The organism is Shewanella dokdonensis (assembly GCF_018394335.1).
Taxonomy (GTDB): Bacteria; Pseudomonadota; Gammaproteobacteria; order Enterobacterales; family Shewanellaceae; genus Shewanella; species Shewanella dokdonensis.
On the sequence record NZ_CP074572.1, the window covers coordinates 1,384,480 to 1,404,949 of the forward strand.

General features: G+C 50.8%; 17 protein-coding genes and 2 pseudogenes. 14 read left to right on the top strand and 5 right to left on the bottom strand.

Translation table 11 applies throughout. The features are described from left to right. Nucleotides 1–2 precede the first annotated feature (2 nt). Nucleotides 3–1,142 carry a methyl-accepting chemotaxis protein gene (locus tag KHX94_RS06710; RefSeq protein ID WP_213682844.1) on the bottom strand — a complete coding sequence of 380 codons (1,140 nt, stop codon included), beginning with the start codon at nt 1,140–1,142 and terminating at the stop codon, nt 3–5. A 930-nt stretch (nt 1,143–2,072) separates the two neighbouring features. On the opposite strand from KHX94_RS06710, the gene KHX94_RS06715 reads away from it, so the two are divergent. From KHX94_RS06715 to KHX94_RS21040, 5 genes are all read left to right on the top strand, one after another. Beyond that, a complete protein-coding gene (locus tag KHX94_RS06715) occupies nt 2,073–3,698 on the top strand; it encodes a methyl-accepting chemotaxis protein (RefSeq protein ID WP_244859361.1) in 1,626 nt (541 codons plus the stop codon). A gap of 466 nt (nt 3,699–4,164) precedes the next feature. After that, a complete protein-coding gene (locus KHX94_RS06720; RefSeq protein ID WP_213682845.1) occupies nt 4,165–4,506 on the top strand; it encodes a hypothetical protein in 342 nt (113 codons plus the stop codon). Between the two features lie 77 nt (nt 4,507–4,583). Continuing rightward, nucleotides 4,584–4,931 (top strand): ATP-binding protein, encoded by a 348-nt coding sequence (locus KHX94_RS06725; RefSeq protein ID WP_213682846.1) that lies wholly within the window; start codon nt 4,584–4,586, stop codon nt 4,929–4,931. Continuing rightward, nucleotides 4,921–5,619: a response regulator gene (locus KHX94_RS06730; RefSeq protein WP_213682847.1), complete on the top strand. Its 699-nt coding sequence runs from the start codon at nt 4,921–4,923 to the stop codon at nt 5,617–5,619. Before KHX94_RS06725 ends, KHX94_RS06730 begins: the two co-directional genes overlap by 11 nt. Nucleotides 5,620–5,701: 82 nt before the next feature. Beyond that, nucleotides 5,702–6,181 carry a methylated-DNA--[protein]-cysteine S-methyltransferase gene (locus KHX94_RS21040; RefSeq protein WP_213682848.1) on the top strand — a complete coding sequence of 160 codons (480 nt, stop codon included), beginning with the start codon at nt 5,702–5,704 and terminating at the stop codon, nt 6,179–6,181. Nucleotides 6,182–6,198: 17 nt separating this feature from the next. On the opposite strand, the gene KHX94_RS06740 is transcribed toward KHX94_RS21040, so the two are convergent. After that, entirely contained in the window at nt 6,199–7,404 is a 1,206-nt protein-coding gene (locus tag KHX94_RS06740) for an MFS transporter (protein ID WP_213682849.1), read from the bottom strand. A 482-nt stretch (nt 7,405–7,886) separates the two neighbouring features. On the opposite strand from KHX94_RS06740, the gene KHX94_RS20275 reads away from it, so the two are divergent. From KHX94_RS20275 to KHX94_RS06760, 6 genes and pseudogenes are all read left to right on the top strand, one after another. Next, a complete protein-coding gene (locus KHX94_RS20275) occupies nt 7,887–8,372 on the top strand; it encodes a c-type cytochrome (RefSeq protein WP_244859362.1) in 486 nt (161 codons plus the stop codon). Nucleotides 8,373–8,548: 176 nt separating this feature from the next. Then, nucleotides 8,549–8,704: pseudogene (locus KHX94_RS21760) on the top strand (cytochrome c); the annotation flags it as partial. Nucleotides 8,705–8,842: 138 nt separating this feature from the next. Continuing rightward, entirely contained in the window at nt 8,843–9,184 is a 342-nt protein-coding gene (locus KHX94_RS21765) for a c-type cytochrome (protein WP_425314066.1), read from the top strand. Nucleotides 9,185–9,205: 21 nt separating this feature from the next. Next, nucleotides 9,206–9,688, top strand: coding sequence for a (2Fe-2S)-binding protein (locus KHX94_RS06750; RefSeq protein ID WP_213682850.1), 483 nt, complete (start codon nt 9,206–9,208; stop codon nt 9,686–9,688). Then, nucleotides 9,672–11,975 carry a xanthine dehydrogenase family protein molybdopterin-binding subunit gene (locus KHX94_RS06755; protein ID WP_213682851.1) on the top strand — a complete coding sequence of 768 codons (2,304 nt, stop codon included), beginning with the start codon at nt 9,672–9,674 and terminating at the stop codon, nt 11,973–11,975. The genes KHX94_RS06750 and KHX94_RS06755 overlap by 17 nt, the downstream gene beginning before the upstream one ends. A 104-nt stretch (nt 11,976–12,079) precedes the next feature. Continuing rightward, nucleotides 12,080–13,135 (top strand): XdhC family protein, encoded by a 1,056-nt coding sequence (locus tag KHX94_RS06760; RefSeq protein ID WP_213682852.1) that lies wholly within the window; start codon nt 12,080–12,082, stop codon nt 13,133–13,135. A gap of 10 nt (nt 13,136–13,145) precedes the next feature. Here the strand turns inward: KHX94_RS06760 and KHX94_RS06765 are convergent, their stop codons facing one another. Beyond that, nucleotides 13,146–13,730, bottom strand: coding sequence for a nucleotidyltransferase family protein (locus KHX94_RS06765; RefSeq protein ID WP_213682853.1), 585 nt, complete (start codon nt 13,728–13,730; stop codon nt 13,146–13,148). Nucleotides 13,731–14,461: 731 nt separating this feature from the next. On the opposite strand from KHX94_RS06765, the gene KHX94_RS06770 reads away from it, so the two are divergent. Then, on the top strand, nt 14,462–14,722 hold the full coding sequence (locus KHX94_RS06770; RefSeq protein ID WP_213683537.1) for a hypothetical protein: 261 nt from the start codon (nt 14,462–14,464) through the stop codon (nt 14,720–14,722). A 35-nt stretch (nt 14,723–14,757) separates the two neighbouring features. Here the strand turns inward: KHX94_RS06770 and KHX94_RS06775 are convergent. Further along, nucleotides 14,758–15,971, bottom strand: a pseudogene (locus tag KHX94_RS06775) (M24 family metallopeptidase). 102 nt (nt 15,972–16,073) lie between these two features. Continuing rightward, nucleotides 16,074–18,470: a glycoside hydrolase family 127 protein gene (locus KHX94_RS06780; RefSeq protein WP_213682854.1), complete on the bottom strand. Its 2,397-nt coding sequence runs from the start codon at nt 18,468–18,470 to the stop codon at nt 16,074–16,076. Nucleotides 18,471–18,578: 108 nt separating this feature from the next. On the opposite strand from KHX94_RS06780, the gene KHX94_RS06785 reads away from it, so the two are divergent. Both KHX94_RS06785 and KHX94_RS06790 read left to right on the top strand, forming a co-directional pair. Further along, nucleotides 18,579–18,983: a hypothetical protein gene (locus KHX94_RS06785; protein WP_213682855.1), complete on the top strand. Its 405-nt coding sequence runs from the start codon at nt 18,579–18,581 to the stop codon at nt 18,981–18,983. 5 nt (nt 18,984–18,988) lie between these two features. Then, nucleotides 18,989–20,335 (top strand): DUF885 domain-containing protein, encoded by a 1,347-nt coding sequence (locus tag KHX94_RS06790; protein WP_213682856.1) that lies wholly within the window; start codon nt 18,989–18,991, stop codon nt 20,333–20,335. The last annotated feature ends 135 nt before the right edge of the window (nt 20,336–20,470 follow it).

Consider the following 20,470-nt stretch of genomic DNA (forward strand, 5'->3'; position numbering starts at 1 on the left):
GCTTAGAAAAATGTGATATCGCTGGACTGTTGCTGCCGTTGCGAACTACCGCCATGAATATGGTGCTGTTCAATCATGGTGTAGCGCTGTTTCATCTGTTCCAGCCATTGATTGACATCTAAGGAAGCGAACTGGGATTCGCTAAAGTTATCGGTCATGGACAGCAGTTCTTCCAGATTGCTGCGGATGTTCAGCAACACCTGACTGACCCGATCTTGAAACTGTAGTTCAACAATGACACCCGTGATGGCATCACCAACGGCTGAGGTATCTTCCCGTAACTGTTGTGACTGTTGCTCTAACTGACCAACGATATCAGTGAACTGGTTAATCACTTCATCAATACAGCGCTCAGTGCTGGCTATCTGGCTTTCTTCCCGCTGTGCGGCTTCCTGAGCCACCGAGAGTGCGGTGCCGATAGCACTATTCACCGTTTGCACTTTATCGGTCATGCTGGTGGCAATCTCCTGGGAACGTATCGACAGACTACGTACTTCATCGGCCACTACCGCAAAGCCTCGGCCGGAATCCCCGGCACGAGCTGCCTCAATGGCGGCATTCAGTGCCAGTAAGTTAGTTTTGTTGGCGATAGACACCACATCAGATGCCATCTTGTTCAACTCTGATGTGTAGGTTTCCAGATTATGTATCTGCACTAACATCTCTTTGCGGCCCTGTTGAGTATCACGCAACGCTTCCACTGCCGCCGATAACTCCTCACCACTATGTTTGATCACCTCAACAACTTGACGGCCACTATCACCTTGTTGGGCAGATGTCAGCGATGCTGCATGATTGAGCCTATCGGCAAGTTGTTCAAACAGCCCTGATAATCCCGTCACGGCATCGGTCAGATGGGAGTCGGCATAACCGATATGTCCGAGCCAGATAGGGACTGACTTTTGTAGCAACTGCTGCAAGCGCCCTTCATTTGCCGGTATTGTCGAGTGAGAAAGACTAGGTTCCAGATGTGGTTGCGCCAGCACCTGTGGCTGAGCGAGCCCCCGTTGTGCCCACCAAGCGGCCACCACGGCAGTCAACGCCCCCGCACAGGAAACCAACATGAGCGTCGTCATAGCGATATTGTCAAAGGCCAATATCAGCACCATCACAACCACGGGCAACAAAGCTGTTAAGGTCATCCTTTTCAGTAACATGATCTGCCGTAATGAGTTAATAAATCAGAAAAAACTGTGCGTCTATTGAGTATTGCACAACATTCTGAGATCTCAACGTAACCGCGATCAAAACTAAAAATATGAATAAATTGCTATTAAAACAGTAAGATAAAAACAAAGAACAGCATGATTTGGCAAAATCTTGAGAGGAGGTTGGGCTTCGGCAAAGTACACTTGATGGTTACCAGTTCTGCACCTTGTTGCACGCCACTTCCGGCCTACCGCGCTCACGAGTGTCAACCTGCACAGTTACCGTGATACTGAAGGTTATCAATAAGTAAGGAAACGTGTTCCTGTATATAGGCCAAGGATATTCACCCGTTTTTCCACTCCCAGTGAATACGGCAATATCCCGTGGTGGCTAAGAGATTGCACTGCAATATCCCATATTGCCTAAACAATCCATAAAAATGATGTAATTTCAGTATGCTATAAAAATACATTACACATATTAGCTAACGGTAAACCACTGCTCCAAACGGCGATGCCAAGCGCTCAGGCAAAATTTATCGCCCCCATGAGGTTCAAGATAAAAAACGGCTTTCTCCCATCAGAAAATCGCTTTTACTCTTATACTTATCTAAAGACATGCACGTCTGTATCACCCACAAGCAGCAGTGACCGCAGCAGAAAAGGTAAAAAATTACCACCTTAAGTGGACGTTAATGTAGCAAGACTAAAAGTAGACCATTTGCTAAGTTCACCCATTCTGTAATGGGATTAGAATTTTTTAATGTATTCAATGCTATCGAGGCAGTGTTCAGTTATATCCAAGTGAAGACTTCGAGTCGGCTAAGTAACCGGAAGAACTTGTGGTAATAATGGAATAGCTCGGAAATTCAATAAATTACTTTTGCCATACGAAATCATTTTGTTCCTGTTTTGTAGGAGTTAATGATGCTAAGACGTATAAAAATTGGCAAACGATTAATTTTAGGCTTCGGTATCTTAGTGTTGCTGAGCGTGGTTGTTGGGGCGTCAGCCTTGTACCGAATGTTCGAAATCAAAGCAAACCTCAATAACATCTCAGAAAGGAGACTGCCTGCGGCGTTGTTAGTCGGTGAAATGAACCGCAACCTGCTACTACTTCGGGTGGCGACATTGAAACTGATGAACGCAGCCACTGCTGATGAGAAATCGAAACTGCAACAAAGTCTCGATATTACCAGTGGTAAATATCAGGAAGCATCTAAAAAAGCAGAAGTTTTTCACAAAACAAAGGCGGGACGCGCGGCTTTTGAAAAAGTGCTGAATGCAAAATCCGCTTACGACAAAATCCAACAGCTACTGTTGGATCAGATCAATGCTGGCGATCTACAAGCGGCGCATGCACTCCAGAGTAGCCAATTCAATCAGGTGTCAGAACAGATTACTGAAGCGTTGTCTGACTTAGCTGAGTACCAACGTCACACCGGCAAAAAGCAAGCTGCCATGGCGGCAGACAGCCTCAAGATCGCCGAAGTTACCGTGGTAAGTTCCATTGCTTTCGCAACGATTGCCGGTATCTTGCTGGCAGTGTTATTTAGTAACAGCCTGGTTCGACCCATGCGTATTGCGGTAGCCGCAAGCCAGAAAATTGCAGCGGGTGATCTCAGTTATCAGTTCGATGACCATGAACCAGATGAAGCTGGCGAATTAATCCGGGCAATGGCACAAATGCGGCAACAACTGCATAACACAATAGAAGCTATTTCGCAGTCGGCCTCACAACTCACCACCACCTCACAGGATTTGCATGCCATCACCGAGGCGTCTGCCCGCACCATTCAGCAGCAGAATGCCGAACTGGACATGGCGGTCACCGCAGTAACTGAGCTGACTGCCGCCGTTGAAGAAGTGGCTAAAAGTGCCGCGGCCACTTCGGCCAATTCCACACATGTTGATACAACAGCAAATGATGGGCAGCAACAGGTTAACAGTACCGTTGATGCTATCCAGTCTTTGGAACGAGAACTTCAGGGCTCTAAAGACTGTATTCTCAGTTTGTCAAGGCAGATCAGCAATATTGGCTCAGTGATGGATGTTATCAGGGGCATAGCGGAACAGACCAACCTGTTAGCGCTAAACGCGGCGATTGAAGCGGCCAGAGCTGGGGAATCCGGTCGTGGGTTTGCGGTCGTTGCGGATGAAGTCCGGGCGCTGGCGCATCGCACCCAAGAATCCACCAAACAGATTGAAGATACTATCAAGGCCGTTGAAGCAGAAACCGCACAAACGGTCAGTGTGATGGGACAAAGCAGCAAACGCGCTACCGAGACCCTGGAACTAGCCAAACACTCTGGCGCAGCGATTGAGCAGATAACCGATGCGATTGGAAAAATCAGCGATCAAAACCTCACGATTGCCAATGCCGCGGAGGAGCAAGCCACGGTAGCCAGAGAGGTCGACAAAAATCTGCTCAACATCAAAGATCTGTCGGAACAAACAGCAGAAAGCGCCAAAGAGACCAAAAACTCCAGCGAGCAGTTAGCCCAGCTTGCTCAGCGGCTAAGTGGCATGGTGCATAAGTTTAAGATCTGATAGCCGTAAAACACGGCGCTATCGTCTTGGAGGCAACCGTGTTGCCTCCAGTGGTTTATCGTAATCGCCACACCTACTGCCGAACAATCTCCGTACCTGAAATATTTCCTCCTTAGCGGGGGCCATTGCGTTGTAATGATGTGAGCATAGATGGGAATGGTCATCACACAGTCATGGCACCACCGGCAACTTTTTGCCGTTATGCGGCAAAGAATTGCACCGCATTGATACCGTCACCGCAACGGTATCTTGCGATGGACACATGAACCGTTGGTTTTGAAGTGGTACGTGATTTGCTTATGCCATTTAAAGTAATCGTATACATCTAAAAAATATACAATTTTACCAGTTGTAATCGGGCAATGAGCTGCATTCTTATCATTAAATAGTCCTTTAAACTGAACATTCCCGTGAATGCCAGCTGTTACAACTATTACTGTCATAAGACGCTAGTGTGATGTGTTAAATGCAACGACCAACAACCAAATTATTTTTGCAACAAACGGGTTTCCCATTAGCGGAAATGTCCATGCCGTTGTTGCAGCCAACCGTTGCGCCAAAAAACAGTTCCGCGACCAAAGGTATATATCTCGAGATGCGTAAACTGATACATGATTTAAAGCTGCCACTGACATTGGTGAACGGAGAACTAGAAGCGATTGAAGACGGTGTGCGAGCCTGGACGCCAGAGACCACCCGGACGTTATTGTCAGAGTTAGAACAGATAAAAAGTATGCTGGAAGCCATTTCCCTGAGCAGCAGGCTACGCCAGCCACTGACACGCCCACAGAGATTTCTAGCTTGCTGATGGAGCATCTACAACAACTCAGTGTGAAAACAACGCTTAATATTACCCAACATGTTAGTCCAGGGCTGAGCAGCAGCATGCCATCATGGGCTTTCAAGCGTATTCTTCATCATCTCAGCAGTAATAGCGTGCAATACACTTATCATCCTGGTTGCTTACATGTGTCGTTGACGCAGCAACAACAGCAGGTGCTGCTACTTTGGCAAGATTCAGCGCCAGCTCCCGCAGCCAGCGAATTAGCACAATTAGGCAATGAAGAACGGCAAACGCCACAACATGAAACCGTTATGGCGGCAGGAACCGGGCTGACCCAGGTCACCACACTGGTCAATCAAGTCAATGGCAATATCAGTTTTCAACACAATGGCTTGGGTGGGTTAACCGTTGCGATTAATTTTCCGCTAATGAGTACATATGGCGGCTAGTTATCACATTTTATTGATAGAAGATGAGTACCAAATTGCCGCACTATTACGGGACTATTTCCTGCACAGTGGGATGCAGTTTACTCATGTTGCTGACAGCAAAAATGCCATGGCGGTGTTTACTGCTCAAGCCTTCGATCTGGTATTGATAGACATCACCTTGCCGCATATCTCAGGTATTGAGATATGTCATGCCATCAAACGCCTGTCTACCGTTCCCGTTATCATTCTGAGTGCGCTGAGTGCTGAATCGGCGCCGTTGCAAGGACTGGAAGCCGATGATTATATTGGCAAACCATTCAGCCCTCGCGAAGTGATTGGCAAAATTCAAACCCGCTTAAGTCGTGGTAACGGCTTACCTGCAATAACTGAGCTATCAACAGCATATCTAACCCTAGACGCCACCCGCTACGAGGTACGCCTACAGCAGCAAGCGGCGAGTTTAACCAAAATTGAGTTTTCACTGTTACAAATGCTCGCCGCACAACCTGGACGTATCTACTCCCGTGGGCAACTGATGAGCGCCATGTATCTTGATCAGCGTATTGTTTCCGAGCGCACCGTAGATAGTCATATCAAGAAATTACGCAAGAAACTCAAGTTGTTAACTGAGCAAGAGTTGATTGAAGCGAGTTATGGCGTAGGCTATCGATATATTGGTATTAGCGTCAGCCTGTATAACGGGTAGATATGAGTGATTCCGCTGACCCAGCGTGCAAAGTGCTGACACTCGCCGCAATTAGCCTAACAGATAGCCTAAAGGATAGCGCATGCGATATCGGGCACAACTTGAACACTCGCCAATCGGGGCGATTGGGTTAGAGGCAGATGACACATCGCTGCTCGCGGTATATTTTTTGCCCCATCAAGCCACTGTTGCCGCTAACGAAACCGATGCACCGATACTGCTAGAGGCTATCCAGCAATTACAGCAATACTTTGACGGTAGCCGCCAACAATTCTCGCTGCCATTACGCTTTGAGGGCACGGCGTTTCAACAACAAGTTTGGCAACAGTTACAACGCATCCCATATGGCAGCACCTGTAGCTATGGCGATATTGCCAAAGCATTAGGTAATCCAAGGGCGGCCAGAGCGGTAGGAATGGCAAACAATCAAAACCCCTTACCTATCGTGATCCCCTGCCATCGGGTAATAGGCCACACTGGTAAGCTGGTAGGGTTCGGCGGTGGCATTGCCATAAAACAGAAGCTGCTGCAACTTGAGCAACAGCAGCAATCGTTATTTTAATGCATTGTGTCTGCTGATTAGGATGCGGGATCTCCGGGGAGTGGTGCCTGAGACCGCAACTGCATCCGGCTGACAAACCACATCAGAAATCCGCCACCAAACAAAGCCGCTGCCACATATCCTGTGGTGTTAGCAGCATAACCATTGGCCAGCACCAGACTACCAGCGAGGGGGCCGATGGCATTAGCGCTGTTAAACGCACACTGCAACAATGCCCCAATAACCGCATGACCGCCCTTGGCAACGCGCATCAACATCGCCTGGATCACAGTGGTAAGGCCCAAACTGGCACCGAGCAGAAACACCACACCATACAAGAACCATAGATTACTGGCCGCCTGTACATATATCAGCGCCAGTACCAAACAGTAGATCAACGCCATGCCCGTAACGCGGGCGACGACACGATCTCTGACCTGACCAAACAGCCAGTTGCCCACGGTAGAACCAACACCAAAAATCACCATGGCAATAGAGATGTAGTAATCCGGCACTTTGGTCACATCCAGCATGGTGTCGGCAAGATAAGTATAAAGACAAAACACCCCGCCGAAACCAATAACGCCAATGCCGACAATTGGCCAGATCAATGGGTTTTTCAACACGGCTAAATCACTACGCAGCCCTTGACTGTCAGCTTCCAGCGCCGGCAAAAACCGCCACAGTAACACACAAGCCAGCAGTGCCAATGACGACACTAACAGCAGCGACCAACGCCAACTGAAATGTTGTGCTAACAAGGTCGCCATCGGCACACCGATAATCGTTGCCACTGTTAGCCCGGCAAATACCCGCGACATATATAAGGTGCTGCGGCCTTCTGGGGCCAGTTTGGCCCCAAATAACAGCGCGGTACCAAAATAAGCGCCGTGAGGAATGCCACTTAAAAAACGAAATAACACGACTTGCTCAAATGAACCGGCAACGGCGCTGAGGCCGTTGAAGATGAAAATCATAAAGGCGAACAGAATTAACGCCGTACGACGATTCAGTTTGGGTGTCAGCAGCATCAGTAACGGCGCGCCCACCACCACTCCAGCGGCGTAAGCACTGATAATATGCCCTGATTGTGCCGTTGAAACCGCAAAACTATCCGCCACCAGCGGCAACATCGGCATCACTGAAAACTCAGTAAGTCCCAGCGTGAATGTCCCTACAGCCAAGGCAAACAGGATCAACAGCAGCTGCTTGCCGGATGCGATATGTATACTTCCTGAGTTCATTAGTGCTCCTATACATCAAGCCTTACGGAAAAGAAAAACGGGAGCCGCCAAAGCAGAGGCAAGCTTAGGCCGCACATTATCTTGCGATTGAAATGACCACTACACTAAATAACCACCAGCCCAATAATTAAGAGGAGAACACCACAGTCACCAAGACGTTGATGCTCACCAAGGGCAGTATATTAGTCGACCTTAACCAAGTGTTCTAGTCAACTATAAAGTCGCATGCACCGATTGCCGGATAAATCTCCGCCAGTTGCGGCCGCGTTAACATAAAGACTTACCAGCAAAAAGGGTTTTGTATTACACTAGATCCGATTTGTTATCCAGATCACATGAATAGCAGAAAACGCTACATTAAGCACATCTTAATGTAGTGGCAAGGATAAGTAAGTTAATAAATATAATGTATTAATTTAAAAGGGATTTTGAGGTGTTTCACCCCGCCCTTTGATCATCCACTAATTGTGAGGCAATGTGATATGCGTAAGCGCATCATTTATAGCATTTGTGGTGTGGTGGTTGCCGGACTAGTGTTGTTCGGTATCTACGCCTGGCACCCAGAAATTGCACCCGTAACGCCGCCCGCCAAGGATCAATTCCCGGCAGCAACTGTGGCTCACGGTAAGATACTGGCCGCCGCTGGTTACTGCAGCACCTGTCATACTACACCAGGTGGTCAGGAATATGCGGGGAACTACCAGATGAATACCGATTTCGGTACCATCTATTCCAGCAACATTACCCCCGATCCAGAAACCGGTATTGGTAACTGGTCTGAAACCGCCTTTATCCGCGCCATGCGCACTGGCGTCAGCCGTGATGGCCATCATCTATTACCGGCTTTCCCGTTTGAACATTTCAATAAGCTGACTGACGCTGACATCAAGGCGATCTACGCCTACATCATGTCATCAGTGCCAGCCGTTAAGCAGCAGAAAAAGCCAACGGTATCCCATTCCCGTTGAACCTCCGTTTCCTGCAAGCTGGCTGGAAAATGTTGTTTGCCGACACCTCCGCCTTTGAAGAACATAGTGATAAATCTGCCGAATGGAATCGTGGTGCCTATCTGGCAGAAGGGATTGCGCACTGTGGTGCCTGTCATACCCCGCGTAACGCATTAGGTGGTGAAAAATATAGCCAGATGTATCAAGGCGCCGCGATTGATGGTTGGATTGCACCGTCGCTGACCGCATCTAGCACTTCGCCGCTCCCTTGGCGGCAACAGGATTTTTATGAATATCTGCGTACCGGTAATGCGACTTTCCACGGCAGTGCTGCCGGGCCAATGGCACCGGTAGTTCATCATGGTCTGGCCGCGCTATCTAACGATGATATCAAAGCCCTGAGCGTATACTTTGTCGATTTAGCAGGTAACAACAGTGAAGATCCTGCCGCCAATCCGAAACTGCAAGCCGCGATTGCCGCCCAGCAGCCAATGCCGGATGCCCGTATCAATCAAGGGGCTCGCCTCTATGCCACCGCTTGTGCCTCTTGCCACTTTAGCGGTAGCAAACTGCGCAAAGGCAGACCGTTGCTAACCTTAAGCAGTGCCACCCATCTTAACGATCCAACCAATCTGGTGAATGTGATGCTGGACGGTGTCAGCAGTGACCAAGGGATCTCTGGCGTCGTCATGCCAGCATTCCGCAATGCACTGAGCGATGATGAAATCGCCGCTATTGCTGAATATCTGCGTCATAGCGCAGGTAAACAACCTTGGCCGAATCTGCAACAGAAAGTGGGTGAGATCCGTCATCAACCCCGGTTTGAGCATTAATTCACGGGAGAAGTGAGCAAAATGGCTAAATTTATTTTAAATGGTAAGCCTGTGGTGGCTGACGTCGATGGTGATACCCCATTGCTATGGGTCATCCGTGACGAACTGGACATGACTGGCACCAAGTTTGGTTGTGGTATTGGTACTTGCGGTGCTTGTACCGTCCATGTGGGTGGCCGCGCTACCCGTTCCTGTATCACCCCGGTATCTGCCGTAGAAGGTGCCAACATCACCACTATCGAAGGTCTGTCTGAACACGGTGACCATCCGTTACAACAGGCATGGCAGAAACATCAGGTACCGCAATGCGGTTATTGCCAATCGGGCCAGATCATGCAAGCCGCCGCCCTGTTGAAAGATATTCCAGATCCTTCCGATGCTGAAATTGATGCAGTGATGGGTGGAAACCTGTGTCGTTGTATGACCTATGTGCGTATCCGTGAAGCGATCCATGAAGCCGCAGATGCGATGAAACAGGGGGCTAAAGATGATCAGGCTGTCTAACAAACGTGAAGCGGCGGGCATGACCCGTCGTGGCTTCCTGGTGGCCATGACCGCTGTTGGCGTCAGCTTCGGCTTCCCGCGCAGTGTCTTGGCGGCGATGGATCCAGCAACCACCGATGGCAAAGTTTTGCCAGATGCAGGTTCTCTCTACGAACCATCACTGTGGTATTCCATCGACCAAGCCGGCAAAGTCAAAGTCAATATTATCCGCGCCGAAATGGGCCAGCATGTGGGGACATCCATCGCCCGAATTCTGGCAGATGAACTGGAAGTACCTTGGTCAGACGTTGAAATTGTGCATGTTGACAGTGCCAAGAAATGGGGGCTGATGGTCACTGGTGGCAGTTGGTCTGTCTCACAGAGTTGGCCGGTATACCGTCAGGCGGGTGCGGCTGGTCGAACAGCCTTGATTGAAGCCGCCGCCAAAAAATGGGGAGTTTCCCCTCATGCATGTGAAGCCCATAACGGTAAAGTGGTATCCGGCAACCGTGAGATCAGCTATGGCGAATTAGTCGCTATGGGGCTGACCCGCCAGTTCACTGAAGAGGAACTGAAAGCATTGCCGCTGAAACCCAATGACGACCTGAAGTTGGTGGGTAAAGCGGTGACTTCGCTGGATATTGCCAACAAAACCACAGGTAAAGCGGTTTTCGGTATCGATGCCAAAGTCGACGGTATGGTGTATGCCGCTCCGTTGCTGCCGCCCACCCGTTATGGTTCCAAAGTCACCCAAATGGATGACAGCGAAGCCAAAACAGTCAAAGGTTATCAGCAGACGCTGGTACTGGACGATCCCAGTGGCACAGTGCCCGGTTGGGTCCTAGTGATTGCCGACAGCTTTATGGCCGCACAGAAAGCCGCGGCGAAGGTAAAAGTCAGTTGGCAGGCAGGAGCCGCCGCCAAAGTATCTGAAGCCGATATTATCAATCATGGTCGTGAGCTGCTGAAAGACAGCAGTAAAGGCTCTATTCTTGATACCGGAGATACCAATACCGAAGCGGTATTTGCCAAAGCTGGCGATACGATTGAACATGAATATCTGACCGCAACCGTGCTACACGCCCAGATGGAGCCGTTGAACGCACTGGTATTTCGCAATCAGGACGGTCTGTGGGAAATCCACTCCGGTTGTCAGTGGCAATCCTTGACGACACCCGTTGTTGCCAAGGCACTTGGGGTCACTGAAGATGAAGTGACTATCAAGGCTTACCTGCTCGGTGGTGGTTTTGGTCGTCGTCTGAACGGTGACTACACAGTTCCCGCCGCATTAGCCTCTAAGGCGTTAGGCGGTAAGCCCGTGAAGATGCTGATGATGCGACCACAGGATCTGGCGTTTGACAGCCCACGTTCTGCCTCAGTACAGCAGTTGAAAATGGCCTTTGATGAAAACAAAGGCGTGATTGCCATGGAACACCATGCCACTGCCGGCTGGCCAACAGAGGTGATGCTCCCAGTATTTATGCCCAAAGGCATTAATGGTCAGCCATTTGACCCCTTCTCCATTGCCGGTGCCGATCACTGGTATACCGTCGGAGCACAAAAAGTGCGCGCCGTATCTAACGACTTGGCGAACGATTCTTTCCGTCCCGGTTGGTTACGTTCAGTAAGCCCAGGTTGGGTAGGTTGGGCAGTAGAAAGCTTTATGGATGAAGCGGCGCACCATGCGGGCAAAGATCCGCTGGAGTTTCGGCTCGGATTGCTGACTGCCGAGGGCCGTAACGCAGGGAGCGGCCCGATTGCCGCTGGTGGTGCTAGTCGTCAGGCAGCAGTTTTGAGAAAAGCTGCGGCCATGATTGGTTGGGGTTCACCACAGCCAGAAGGCACAGGGCTAGGGATTGCGTCTACCTTTGGTCAGGAACGCGACATGCCAACTTGGGTAGCGGTTGCAGTGCAGGTGCATGTTGATAAAGCGACCGGGCTAGTAGATGTGCAGAAACTGTATGTGGCTGTAGATGCTGGCATTATTGTTGACCCAGATGGTGCCGAAGCTCAATGTCAGGGCGCCGCCTTGTGGGGCTTGTCTATGGCGTTATATGAAGGGACTGAACTGGTTAATGGCAAGTTCAAAGACAGTAACTTCGATACTTATACACCACTGCGTATTGGCCAAACACCGGAAGTCAAAATTGAGTTTATGCCCAGCAAGATGGCACCTTCTGGCTTAGGGGAACCCGCGGTAACGCCAGTTGCCCCGGCCATTGCCAATGCCATCTATAATGCGGTTGGGATACGACTCAGAAAAATCCCAATGACACCGGATGATGTCAAAAACGCATTGAAGGCATAAGCCTCAGGCAATAAGGCCCGATGATGACATCGGGCCTTATTTCATCAATCGCTAACATAAGCAGTTATCCATTACGACGCTTAGCTGCTGACAGGAACTGATGTATGTCGCAAACTTCGCAACCCCTTGATGCCAAAGTGCTGCAACAGGCCAGCGCTTGGGCCAGCAATGACGCTATCTGGTTATGTACGGTATTGCACACTTGGGGCTCATCACCACGCTCTCCCGGTTCACTACTGGTCGCGCGCCACGATGGTCAATATTGTGGCTCACTTTCTGGTGGCTGTGTGGAAGACCATTTTCTGCGGCAAATCGCCACGGGGCGTTGGACCGAAGCGAGTCAGGTGGTACGTTACGGCGATGGTGAGTTAGCCCCAGAAGTGCGTTTGCCCTGTGGTGGTATTCTGGACGTCTTGGTGGAATATCTGCCTGCCGGGACAGCAACTGTCGACTATCTGCAACAACAACTGCGAGCGGTGCAAGGCTATCAGGCGCTGGCCAAAAAGCTCACCTTACCCCATGCCTGCCACAGCATTGAACCCAGCGACTATTCCGGCAATACCGTTATCCATTGCCAGTATCCGGCCATTGATATCCGCATGGCGGCCGCGCCCTGCTTATTGCTAGCCGGCTACTCACCGGTGGCCCATTACTGCGCCGAATTTGGTTATGCGCTGGGCTTTGAAGTGCTGTTGTGCGAACCGCGTAGCGAACAACTACAGAAGCTCGAAACCGAATTGCCCCAAGGCACCCGGCTGTTGCCGACATTTCCAGCCAAATATCTGGAACAAAATGGCTGTCATGCCAACACCGCCATTGTGGCGCTCACCCATGATCCACGCCTAGATGATCTGACCATGATGGAAGCGGTGAATACGCCAGCGTTCTATATCGGTGCTATGGGTTCTGCGCGCAATTCCGGCAAACGGCGTGAGCGGTTAACTCGTATCGGCGAACTGAGTGAAGCAGAACTGGCACGCATCCACGCACCCATCGGGCTAGCGCTTGGCAGTAAAACTCCGGCGGAAATCGCCTTGGCGATCATGGCTGACATAGTGCGAGTCAAAAATCTTGGTGCGCAGGCGCCGATATCTGTGGTTCAGGGCACCCTCGATATGCAGGAAAGCATCCGTGAAGACGCTGCCAGTTGCGCGATTTAATTTCCCCCATTTAAGGACGTGGTAAATCCGCGTCCTTAATCACCCCGGCATGCCCAGGTAAGCGCTGCAAGCGTTGCGGCGACAGTAATTGCCGCGCGCCTTGGTCGCCCTGTAATGCTGACAATGCTGCGAAGTAAGCACTTCCGAATCCTACCGGATGGCCAGGAATATCCTGCCACATCAAACGGGCCTGCGAGGTCTCATCCACCAGCGCCGCCGCGACTTGCAAATAGTCGGCAGTTGTCAGCCATGCCATATCACCCGGCACAATTAACCAACCGCGCCAGTTAGCGGTAGCCTGTACCCCAGCCGCGATAGAATCGCCACTGCCACCGCTTGCCAATACACTCACCGTAGCCGCAAACTGCCGCGCAAGCGCCATAATCTCCTCAGTTTGAGGCCGGGTAACCAGATGCAGCGGCAAACCCGTCGCGGCCGCCTGTGCCAGCGTCAGAGCCAGTAATGGTCGCAGTTGCCCACTGGCATCAGCATAGGGAGCCAGCAGTTTATTGCCCTTACCTCCGGCAGCAGTAAATCGCAGCCCATTACCTGCGGCTAGCAGCAAAATACCGGCGCTATGTGTTTTGTCTGTCATCGTTATCTCTTGGCGATTCTTGAATCGCTTGGGTGGTTCCCGCTTAGCTCTTGCGCCACATACTAACGCTAACAGATTTAGCTTGCAGCGATGGCGTGCGCCGTTTCAGCAAGCGGGGCAGCAATTGCCCACAGCTTGGCAGCAACACCGGACTTTCGGGTAAGTCATATTTTTGAGTTTGTTCCCTTGGCGCTTACATCAGTTGAAGCTTCGCTGCCGCAGCAATGTCACACATCAACCGCCCAATAGTTTGGGACGCAAATATCACCTAGATGATTCTGCCGAGCCGCAGTCTGCATATCAATCAGGTGCGCCTCCGATTCAATAAATTGGTCAATAATTATGCTACACCCGCATTTTAGAGCACTTAAGAGCACGCTATAGCACTTACAATAGAGATTACTACGGCACTTATTCCAAGGCGTAACCTGCCGCTAACCTTTGCTGTCATAGGGTTTTAGCGTTATTGAAGTAACGAGTGCAGCGGTTTACTGCATCCATAGTGGCGACAGCAGTAAACCGCACCATCAAGCAACTGTTAGCATGCTGTCGTCACAAGTTTGCTGGCAATCTGCATGACCGATGGCGAGATATTAATCGCGTTAAGGTACTGGTGTGCCGCGTCAGAGAAAAAGGTTTCACATCACAAAACCAACGAAATTGGCAGCGCAAAAAGTCAAAAGTTATTGCATAATTGATAATAGTTATCATTTGTAATATGAGGAACAAGTATGCCTAAAACTGTCAATGTTGCCATCAGTGAGGCCAAGCTGGCTGAGCTGATACTAGCCGGGCATCTGTGTGCCGCCGAGTTACAGTGTCTGGATCGACAATCGAAACAAGCTCTGTGGCAGTTATGTCTGTGGAGTTGTGGCAAGCGCAGTCAATGTGCGCAATGCCATAAAATTTGCGGTATGGCGGCAAAGCTGCCGGATTTTGCCAATGAACTGGCAACAACCATTGTCGCGCCAATAACGAACAAGGGAAAATAACAGGCCAGCGTCCAGCCAGCCTGTCACTCGTTGACTTAACAGATACCGAACGGATCGTCGATGCTAGTACTTGGCAGAGTGAACCACTCAGGGCCTTGCTCGCTCATATAAAAGTGATCTTCCAGACGTACACCAAATTCCCCAGGCACCACTATCATGGGTTCGTTAGAAAACACCATACCAGCTTCCAGCGGGATTGGATTACCGCGCACCAGATAAGGTTGTTCATGGATATCCAGCCCCAGGCCATGACCAGTACGATGTGGCAGCCCTGGCAGACAATAATCCGGCCCTAAACCATCCTGTTGCAGCGACGCGCGCGCCGCATCATCTACGGCACCACAAGGCAATCCCAGCTTGGCGGCGGCAAATGCGGCCAACTGTGCATTCTGCTCTGCCTGCCAAATCTGCCGTTGCCGCGCAGTTGCTTCACCGAACACATAACTGCGGGTGATATCGGAATGGTAACCCTGTAAACGACACCCGGTATCGATCAACACCATATCGCCATTTTTGAGGATCTGCGGGTCTTTCACCCCATGCGGGAATGACGTAGCTTTGCCAAACAGCACGATGCAAAAATAGGAACCGGAAGCACCTACTTTGCGATGTGCGGCTTCAATAAACTGTTCCACCTCGGTAGTGCTGATGCCTTCATGCAAAATACTGGCGGCCGCTTTATGCACAGCCAGCGTCATCGCCATTGCCTGTTTGATCAAGGCAATCTCTGCCGCAGATTTGTGCATACGGCAGTGCGCAGTCACCACGCCACCGTTGATTAGACTGATCCCCCCGCCACTTTGGCGATGCCATCCACCATAAAGAACGCGGTGGACTCATCCAAGGCCAGTTTACCGGAAACAATCCCCTGTTTTGCCAACACGCGCACCAGCAATTCATAAGGACTTTCATGCTCTTCCCAGCCATAAATGTCCCCTGCAAAGACCTGACGTTCGCGGATGGTATCGATTTCAAAGGCGGGAGCCAGATAGGTTAAGTGGCCATTTGCAGGCAGAATTGCTCCCATCAGCCGTTCACTGGTGCCCCACTCTAGTGCGGTAAAATAACGCAGGTTAGTACCCGCATTCAGGTATAAAGCGTCAATTCCATGTTGCTGCATATACTGCTGCGCTTGGTACATCCGCGCCTGATATTCATCACGGCTGACGGCCACAGCTGCTGTGGTCATATCGCTGAGCGCTGCCAATGCCTGTTCGCGGGTCTTACCGCCAATGCCATTGTCTGACATGAATTCTCCTTGCCTGAATACAGGCCTTAATAGCAAAGGCGGCCGCCGGAAATACCGGGCAACCGCCATCAGGGCTATCGTCTTAATATGGCGACAGCCGAATTAAATTACGCTGGATTTGGGTTTAAATAACAGTACACCAAACACCGGGCCAACGGTATTCCCCGGTTCTGGTTCAAAACGTACAGTAATCTGTTTTTTCCCCTGCGTCAGTCGTAGCGGAATAGCATATTCCACCTCAAAAAATGCGCCGGGCTTATCGAAATTCAGCCGTTGACTCGCAATGCGTTCGCCGTCTACCAGAATATAAAACAAGCGTTTTCGCTCTTCGCCCCAATAACTGGCCTGTAGTTTCAGTGGGCCTTTGGCCGTTTGCATCTGGAATGAGAAAAAACCGCCGGTACGCGCATCACGGCCATTGCGACCACGATAGACCACTGGATAACTGATCTCTGAGTCTAACTGATGATCACGCTCCGCCTGCATTTCACCAAGATGCATGACATCCACGGAACGCTCGGCCAAGTCTTTGAGACGCGCTTGCTCGGCGGCATAAGCCACTTCTTCAGCAGCCCATTGCGCATCGGTAAAACGCTTGAAGTACACGGCGCTGCGACGATGATGATTAGCATAAAAAGCGGAGAAATTCATATCTGCCGGGCGGCCAATGCCTTGGGTTTTATAGGTTGCAGGCGCACCGGTGAGCGGCACAAACCCTGCCAGCAGATCATTACCCGCCAATGCCGGGGCACTGCCAACAAATGGTTCTTCACTGGCACCCATGTCGGCCGCTAGCACCATAGGGCCGCGTAATACCGCCACCATTTGTTCATTACCGGGCGTAGGTTCCAGTCGCAAAGTCATTGGCAACAGCAGCTGTAATTTATCGCCCGCTTGCCAACGGCGTGATAGGTAGGCATAGCCCTTGTCCTGCTCGGCGCTAACCGATTTGCCATTGAGCAGGAGTTGCCAATCATCCCCGGCCCAACCAGGAATACGCAGCGCCAGAGTAAACGCACTTTCGGCCCGGTCGATGTTGATGCTAATGGCACCGTCATAGGGATACTGAGTCTCCAACGTCAAAGCCGCCTGCTGTTGCTGCCAGTTGGCCGTTGATGGAATATAAAGGTTAACAAACAAGGTGTCTTCACTGTGCCACCAGATAGAATCGCCATGTTTGGCATGGCTTTCCATACCAGTACCGTTACAGCACCAGAAGCTGTCATAAGGGCTGGAGTGTTCCCGCGCCGCGCCGGACATCAAGGGCGTCATGTAAGTTACCATGCCAGATTCTGGATCAAGCTGTGCCAGAATATGGTTCAAATGCGCCCGTTCGTAATAGTCAAAATACGCCGCATTGACGCCCCAACTGTATAAATGACGGGTCAATTTCAGCATATTGTAGGTATTACAGGCTTCGCAGGTTTGCTCGGTAATATGGTTGGCGATGGCATCGGCATCGAAAAAATATTCACGGTCGGCATTGCCCCCAATCACATAGGAGTGATGCTGGGTGACGGTTTCCCAGAAAAAGCTCGCGGCAGTCCCATCGCTAGTGCTGCCAGTCAGTTCATGCAGTCGTGCCAATCCAATCAGTTTGGGAATTTGGGTATTGGCATGGATGTTTGGCAGATCGTCCTGGCGTTGACTCAGCGGTGCCAACACCTTTTTGTGATATAAACGTTCGGCCAGTTTCAGCCAGCGCGGGTCCTGGGTGCGAGCATATAACTCAGCAAAACTCTCGTTAATGCCGCCGTGTTCACAATCCAGCACTTGCTGCACTTGCTGCTCATCCAGCGCTGCAAAGACATCCTCAATGTAACCGCCCAGCTTCACGGCGATCGGCAACGCCGCCTCAATGCCACAATATTGCTGCGCATCAAACAATCCCGCGTACAGCTTGTGCCAGTTATAAAAAGGCACCCAACAACCGTTTAAATCAAACCCGGCAGAACGGATATCACCCGCTTTGATTTCGGCAAAAATCTCTTTACCATCAACAATGGTCTTGTCTTTGCGTTTACGGGAAAACCCCGCAACATAGCCATCGCCTTCAGCATTCTGCACTTCGGTCAACTCGGCCACAATGTATTGCAGCCGCTGCTTGGCTTCAGCATTGCCCGTTTGCCCGTACAACAATGCCAACGCCGACATGTAATGCCCTAAAGTATGGCCTGCAATAGTGTCGCCTTCCCAGCCGCCGTAAATTTCGCCTTTGGGTTTGAGGCCGGCAAACAAACGGAAGTTATGCAGCAGGCGATCAGGCTCCAATAACATCAGATAGCGGGTATTGGCCTCTAGCGCACGTTTGAAATCAGAAGGCAGCAAGCGCACCGCAGGTAACGGCAATGGCTGTGCGGTCAAGGGTAATGGGCGAGCTGGCATAGTGGTTTTTTGCGAACTAGCACAGCCAGTTAGCGGAATGGCAGAGAGTGCGGCCAGCGCCGACATTCCTTGTAAAACCCGGCGTCTGCTGGCTTGTAAACAGAGGTGGCACATGTTGGTCTCCTAGATAACAAGGTCGCCCAAATGAACAAAGGCTTTTAATTTTCTTTTTTATAATGTATACGATATATATATTTTTTAATCAACCCAAGGAGAAGGAACGTGGCGAAATTTGCAGTGGGCTCCCGTGCAGTGCTGCTGGCAGCCTGCGCATTGTTGCAGCCGGTATACACCGCCGTGGCCGCCGATGCCAATCAACAATTTGAAAAAATTTATTCCAGCGAATGGCAATGGCGCCAAAACCAGAGCAGTGTTGATGAAGACAGTGATCTGGCTGCCGTCCCCTCTTCTTTGCCAGATGTCAGCCTCAAAACACAGCAGGCGCACCTCAAGTACTGGCAAAATGTTGAGCAACAGCTGGATAAACTGGATAGCAGCCAACTATCAGCCGCCAATAAAATCAATCTGGCAGTGTATAAGGAACAGATTGGCTCCTTGATGTCGGATGTGCTCAACAAAGTCTATGAACGGCCATTATCTGGCGATACTTCGTTCTGGGGGATCTGAGCTATATGTCAGATCAAGCTTTCCATACCGAGCAAGATTATCGCCATTACTTACAGTGGCTAGCCGATATGCCACGCTATTTTCAACAGAATATCGACAATATGCGCGCTGGCTTGAAACGCGGTTTTACTTTGCCGCAGATCACCTTGCAAGGGCGAGATGCTACTGCGGCGTCAGTTGCCAATGCGACAGCAGCAGATAATATATTTTTCCGGCCTTTTACTAAAATGCCAGACACCATTCCGGCACCGGTCCAGGCTGAGTTGAAAGCCGCGGGCCTCAAGGCCATGAGCGACTACGTGATCCCGGCGCATCAGCAGGTGCTGACCTTCCTGCGGCAAGAATACATTCCCGGCGCCGTAAAATCGCTCGCCGCCTATGACTTACCTAACGGCAAAGCCTTTTATAAGTCACAGATTGAGAAGTACACCACGCTGGATCTGAGCGCCGAGCAAATCCACCAGATTGGGCTCGACGAAGTCGCTAAAATCCGTGAGCGGATGCATCAGATCATGCAGCAAGTGGGCTTTAAAGGTGACTTAAAAGCTTTTCTGGATTTCCTGCGCACCGATCCGCAGTTCTACGTGAAAACCCCACAGGCACTGCTGGATCGTGCCGCCTGGATCGCCAAAGAGTTTGATGCCGTGGCTGGTGACTGGTTTGGTCGCCTGCCACGTCGCCGTTTTGCCATTGTGCCAGTTCCCGATGACTTAGCCCCCTTCTATACTGGTGGCCGCGGTGGCCCAGGCATCTATCTGGTCAATACCTACAATCTGCCTTCACGGCCGTTGTACTCACTGCCAGCGCTGACACTGCATGAATCTGCACCAGGTCATGCCTTCCAGATGCCATTGGCCGCCGAGAACAAAGAGCTGCCAGAATTTCGCCGTAACTATTACATCTCGGCTTATGGCGAAGGCTGGGCACTTTACTGTGAAAAACTTGGCGAAGAGATGGGCATCTACCACACCCCATACGAAATCTTCGGCATGTTGAGCTACCAGATGTGGCGCGCGGCAAGGTTGGTAGTAGACACTGGCATCCACGCCAAAGGCTGGAGCCGCAAACAGGCGCAAGACTTTATGCTGGATAACACCGCACTGTCGGTGCATGAAGTAACCACAGAAGTCGACCGCTATATCGCTTGGCCGGGTCAGGCACTGTCCTACTATCTGGGTGAAATGGATATTGAGAAGAATCGCGCCAAAGCCGCAAAGGCGCTGGGCAGCAAGTTTGATATCCGCAATTTCCACGACACTGTGCTGCAACTCGGTTCAGTGCCAATGAAAGTGCTGGATGCGCGTATCGAGCAATTCATCAAGGATGGCGGCCCGTCACCGTATCAAGACTAAGCAACACTTGCCATATCACAGGCAGGCCCCCTCAAGATGGACATGGATGTCCACAGTGGCCCTGCCTGCTTCTTGTCATTCCAGGTCGCCACTATCCCATTTCTGCATTGACCCAAACAGCATTACGCTTAGCCA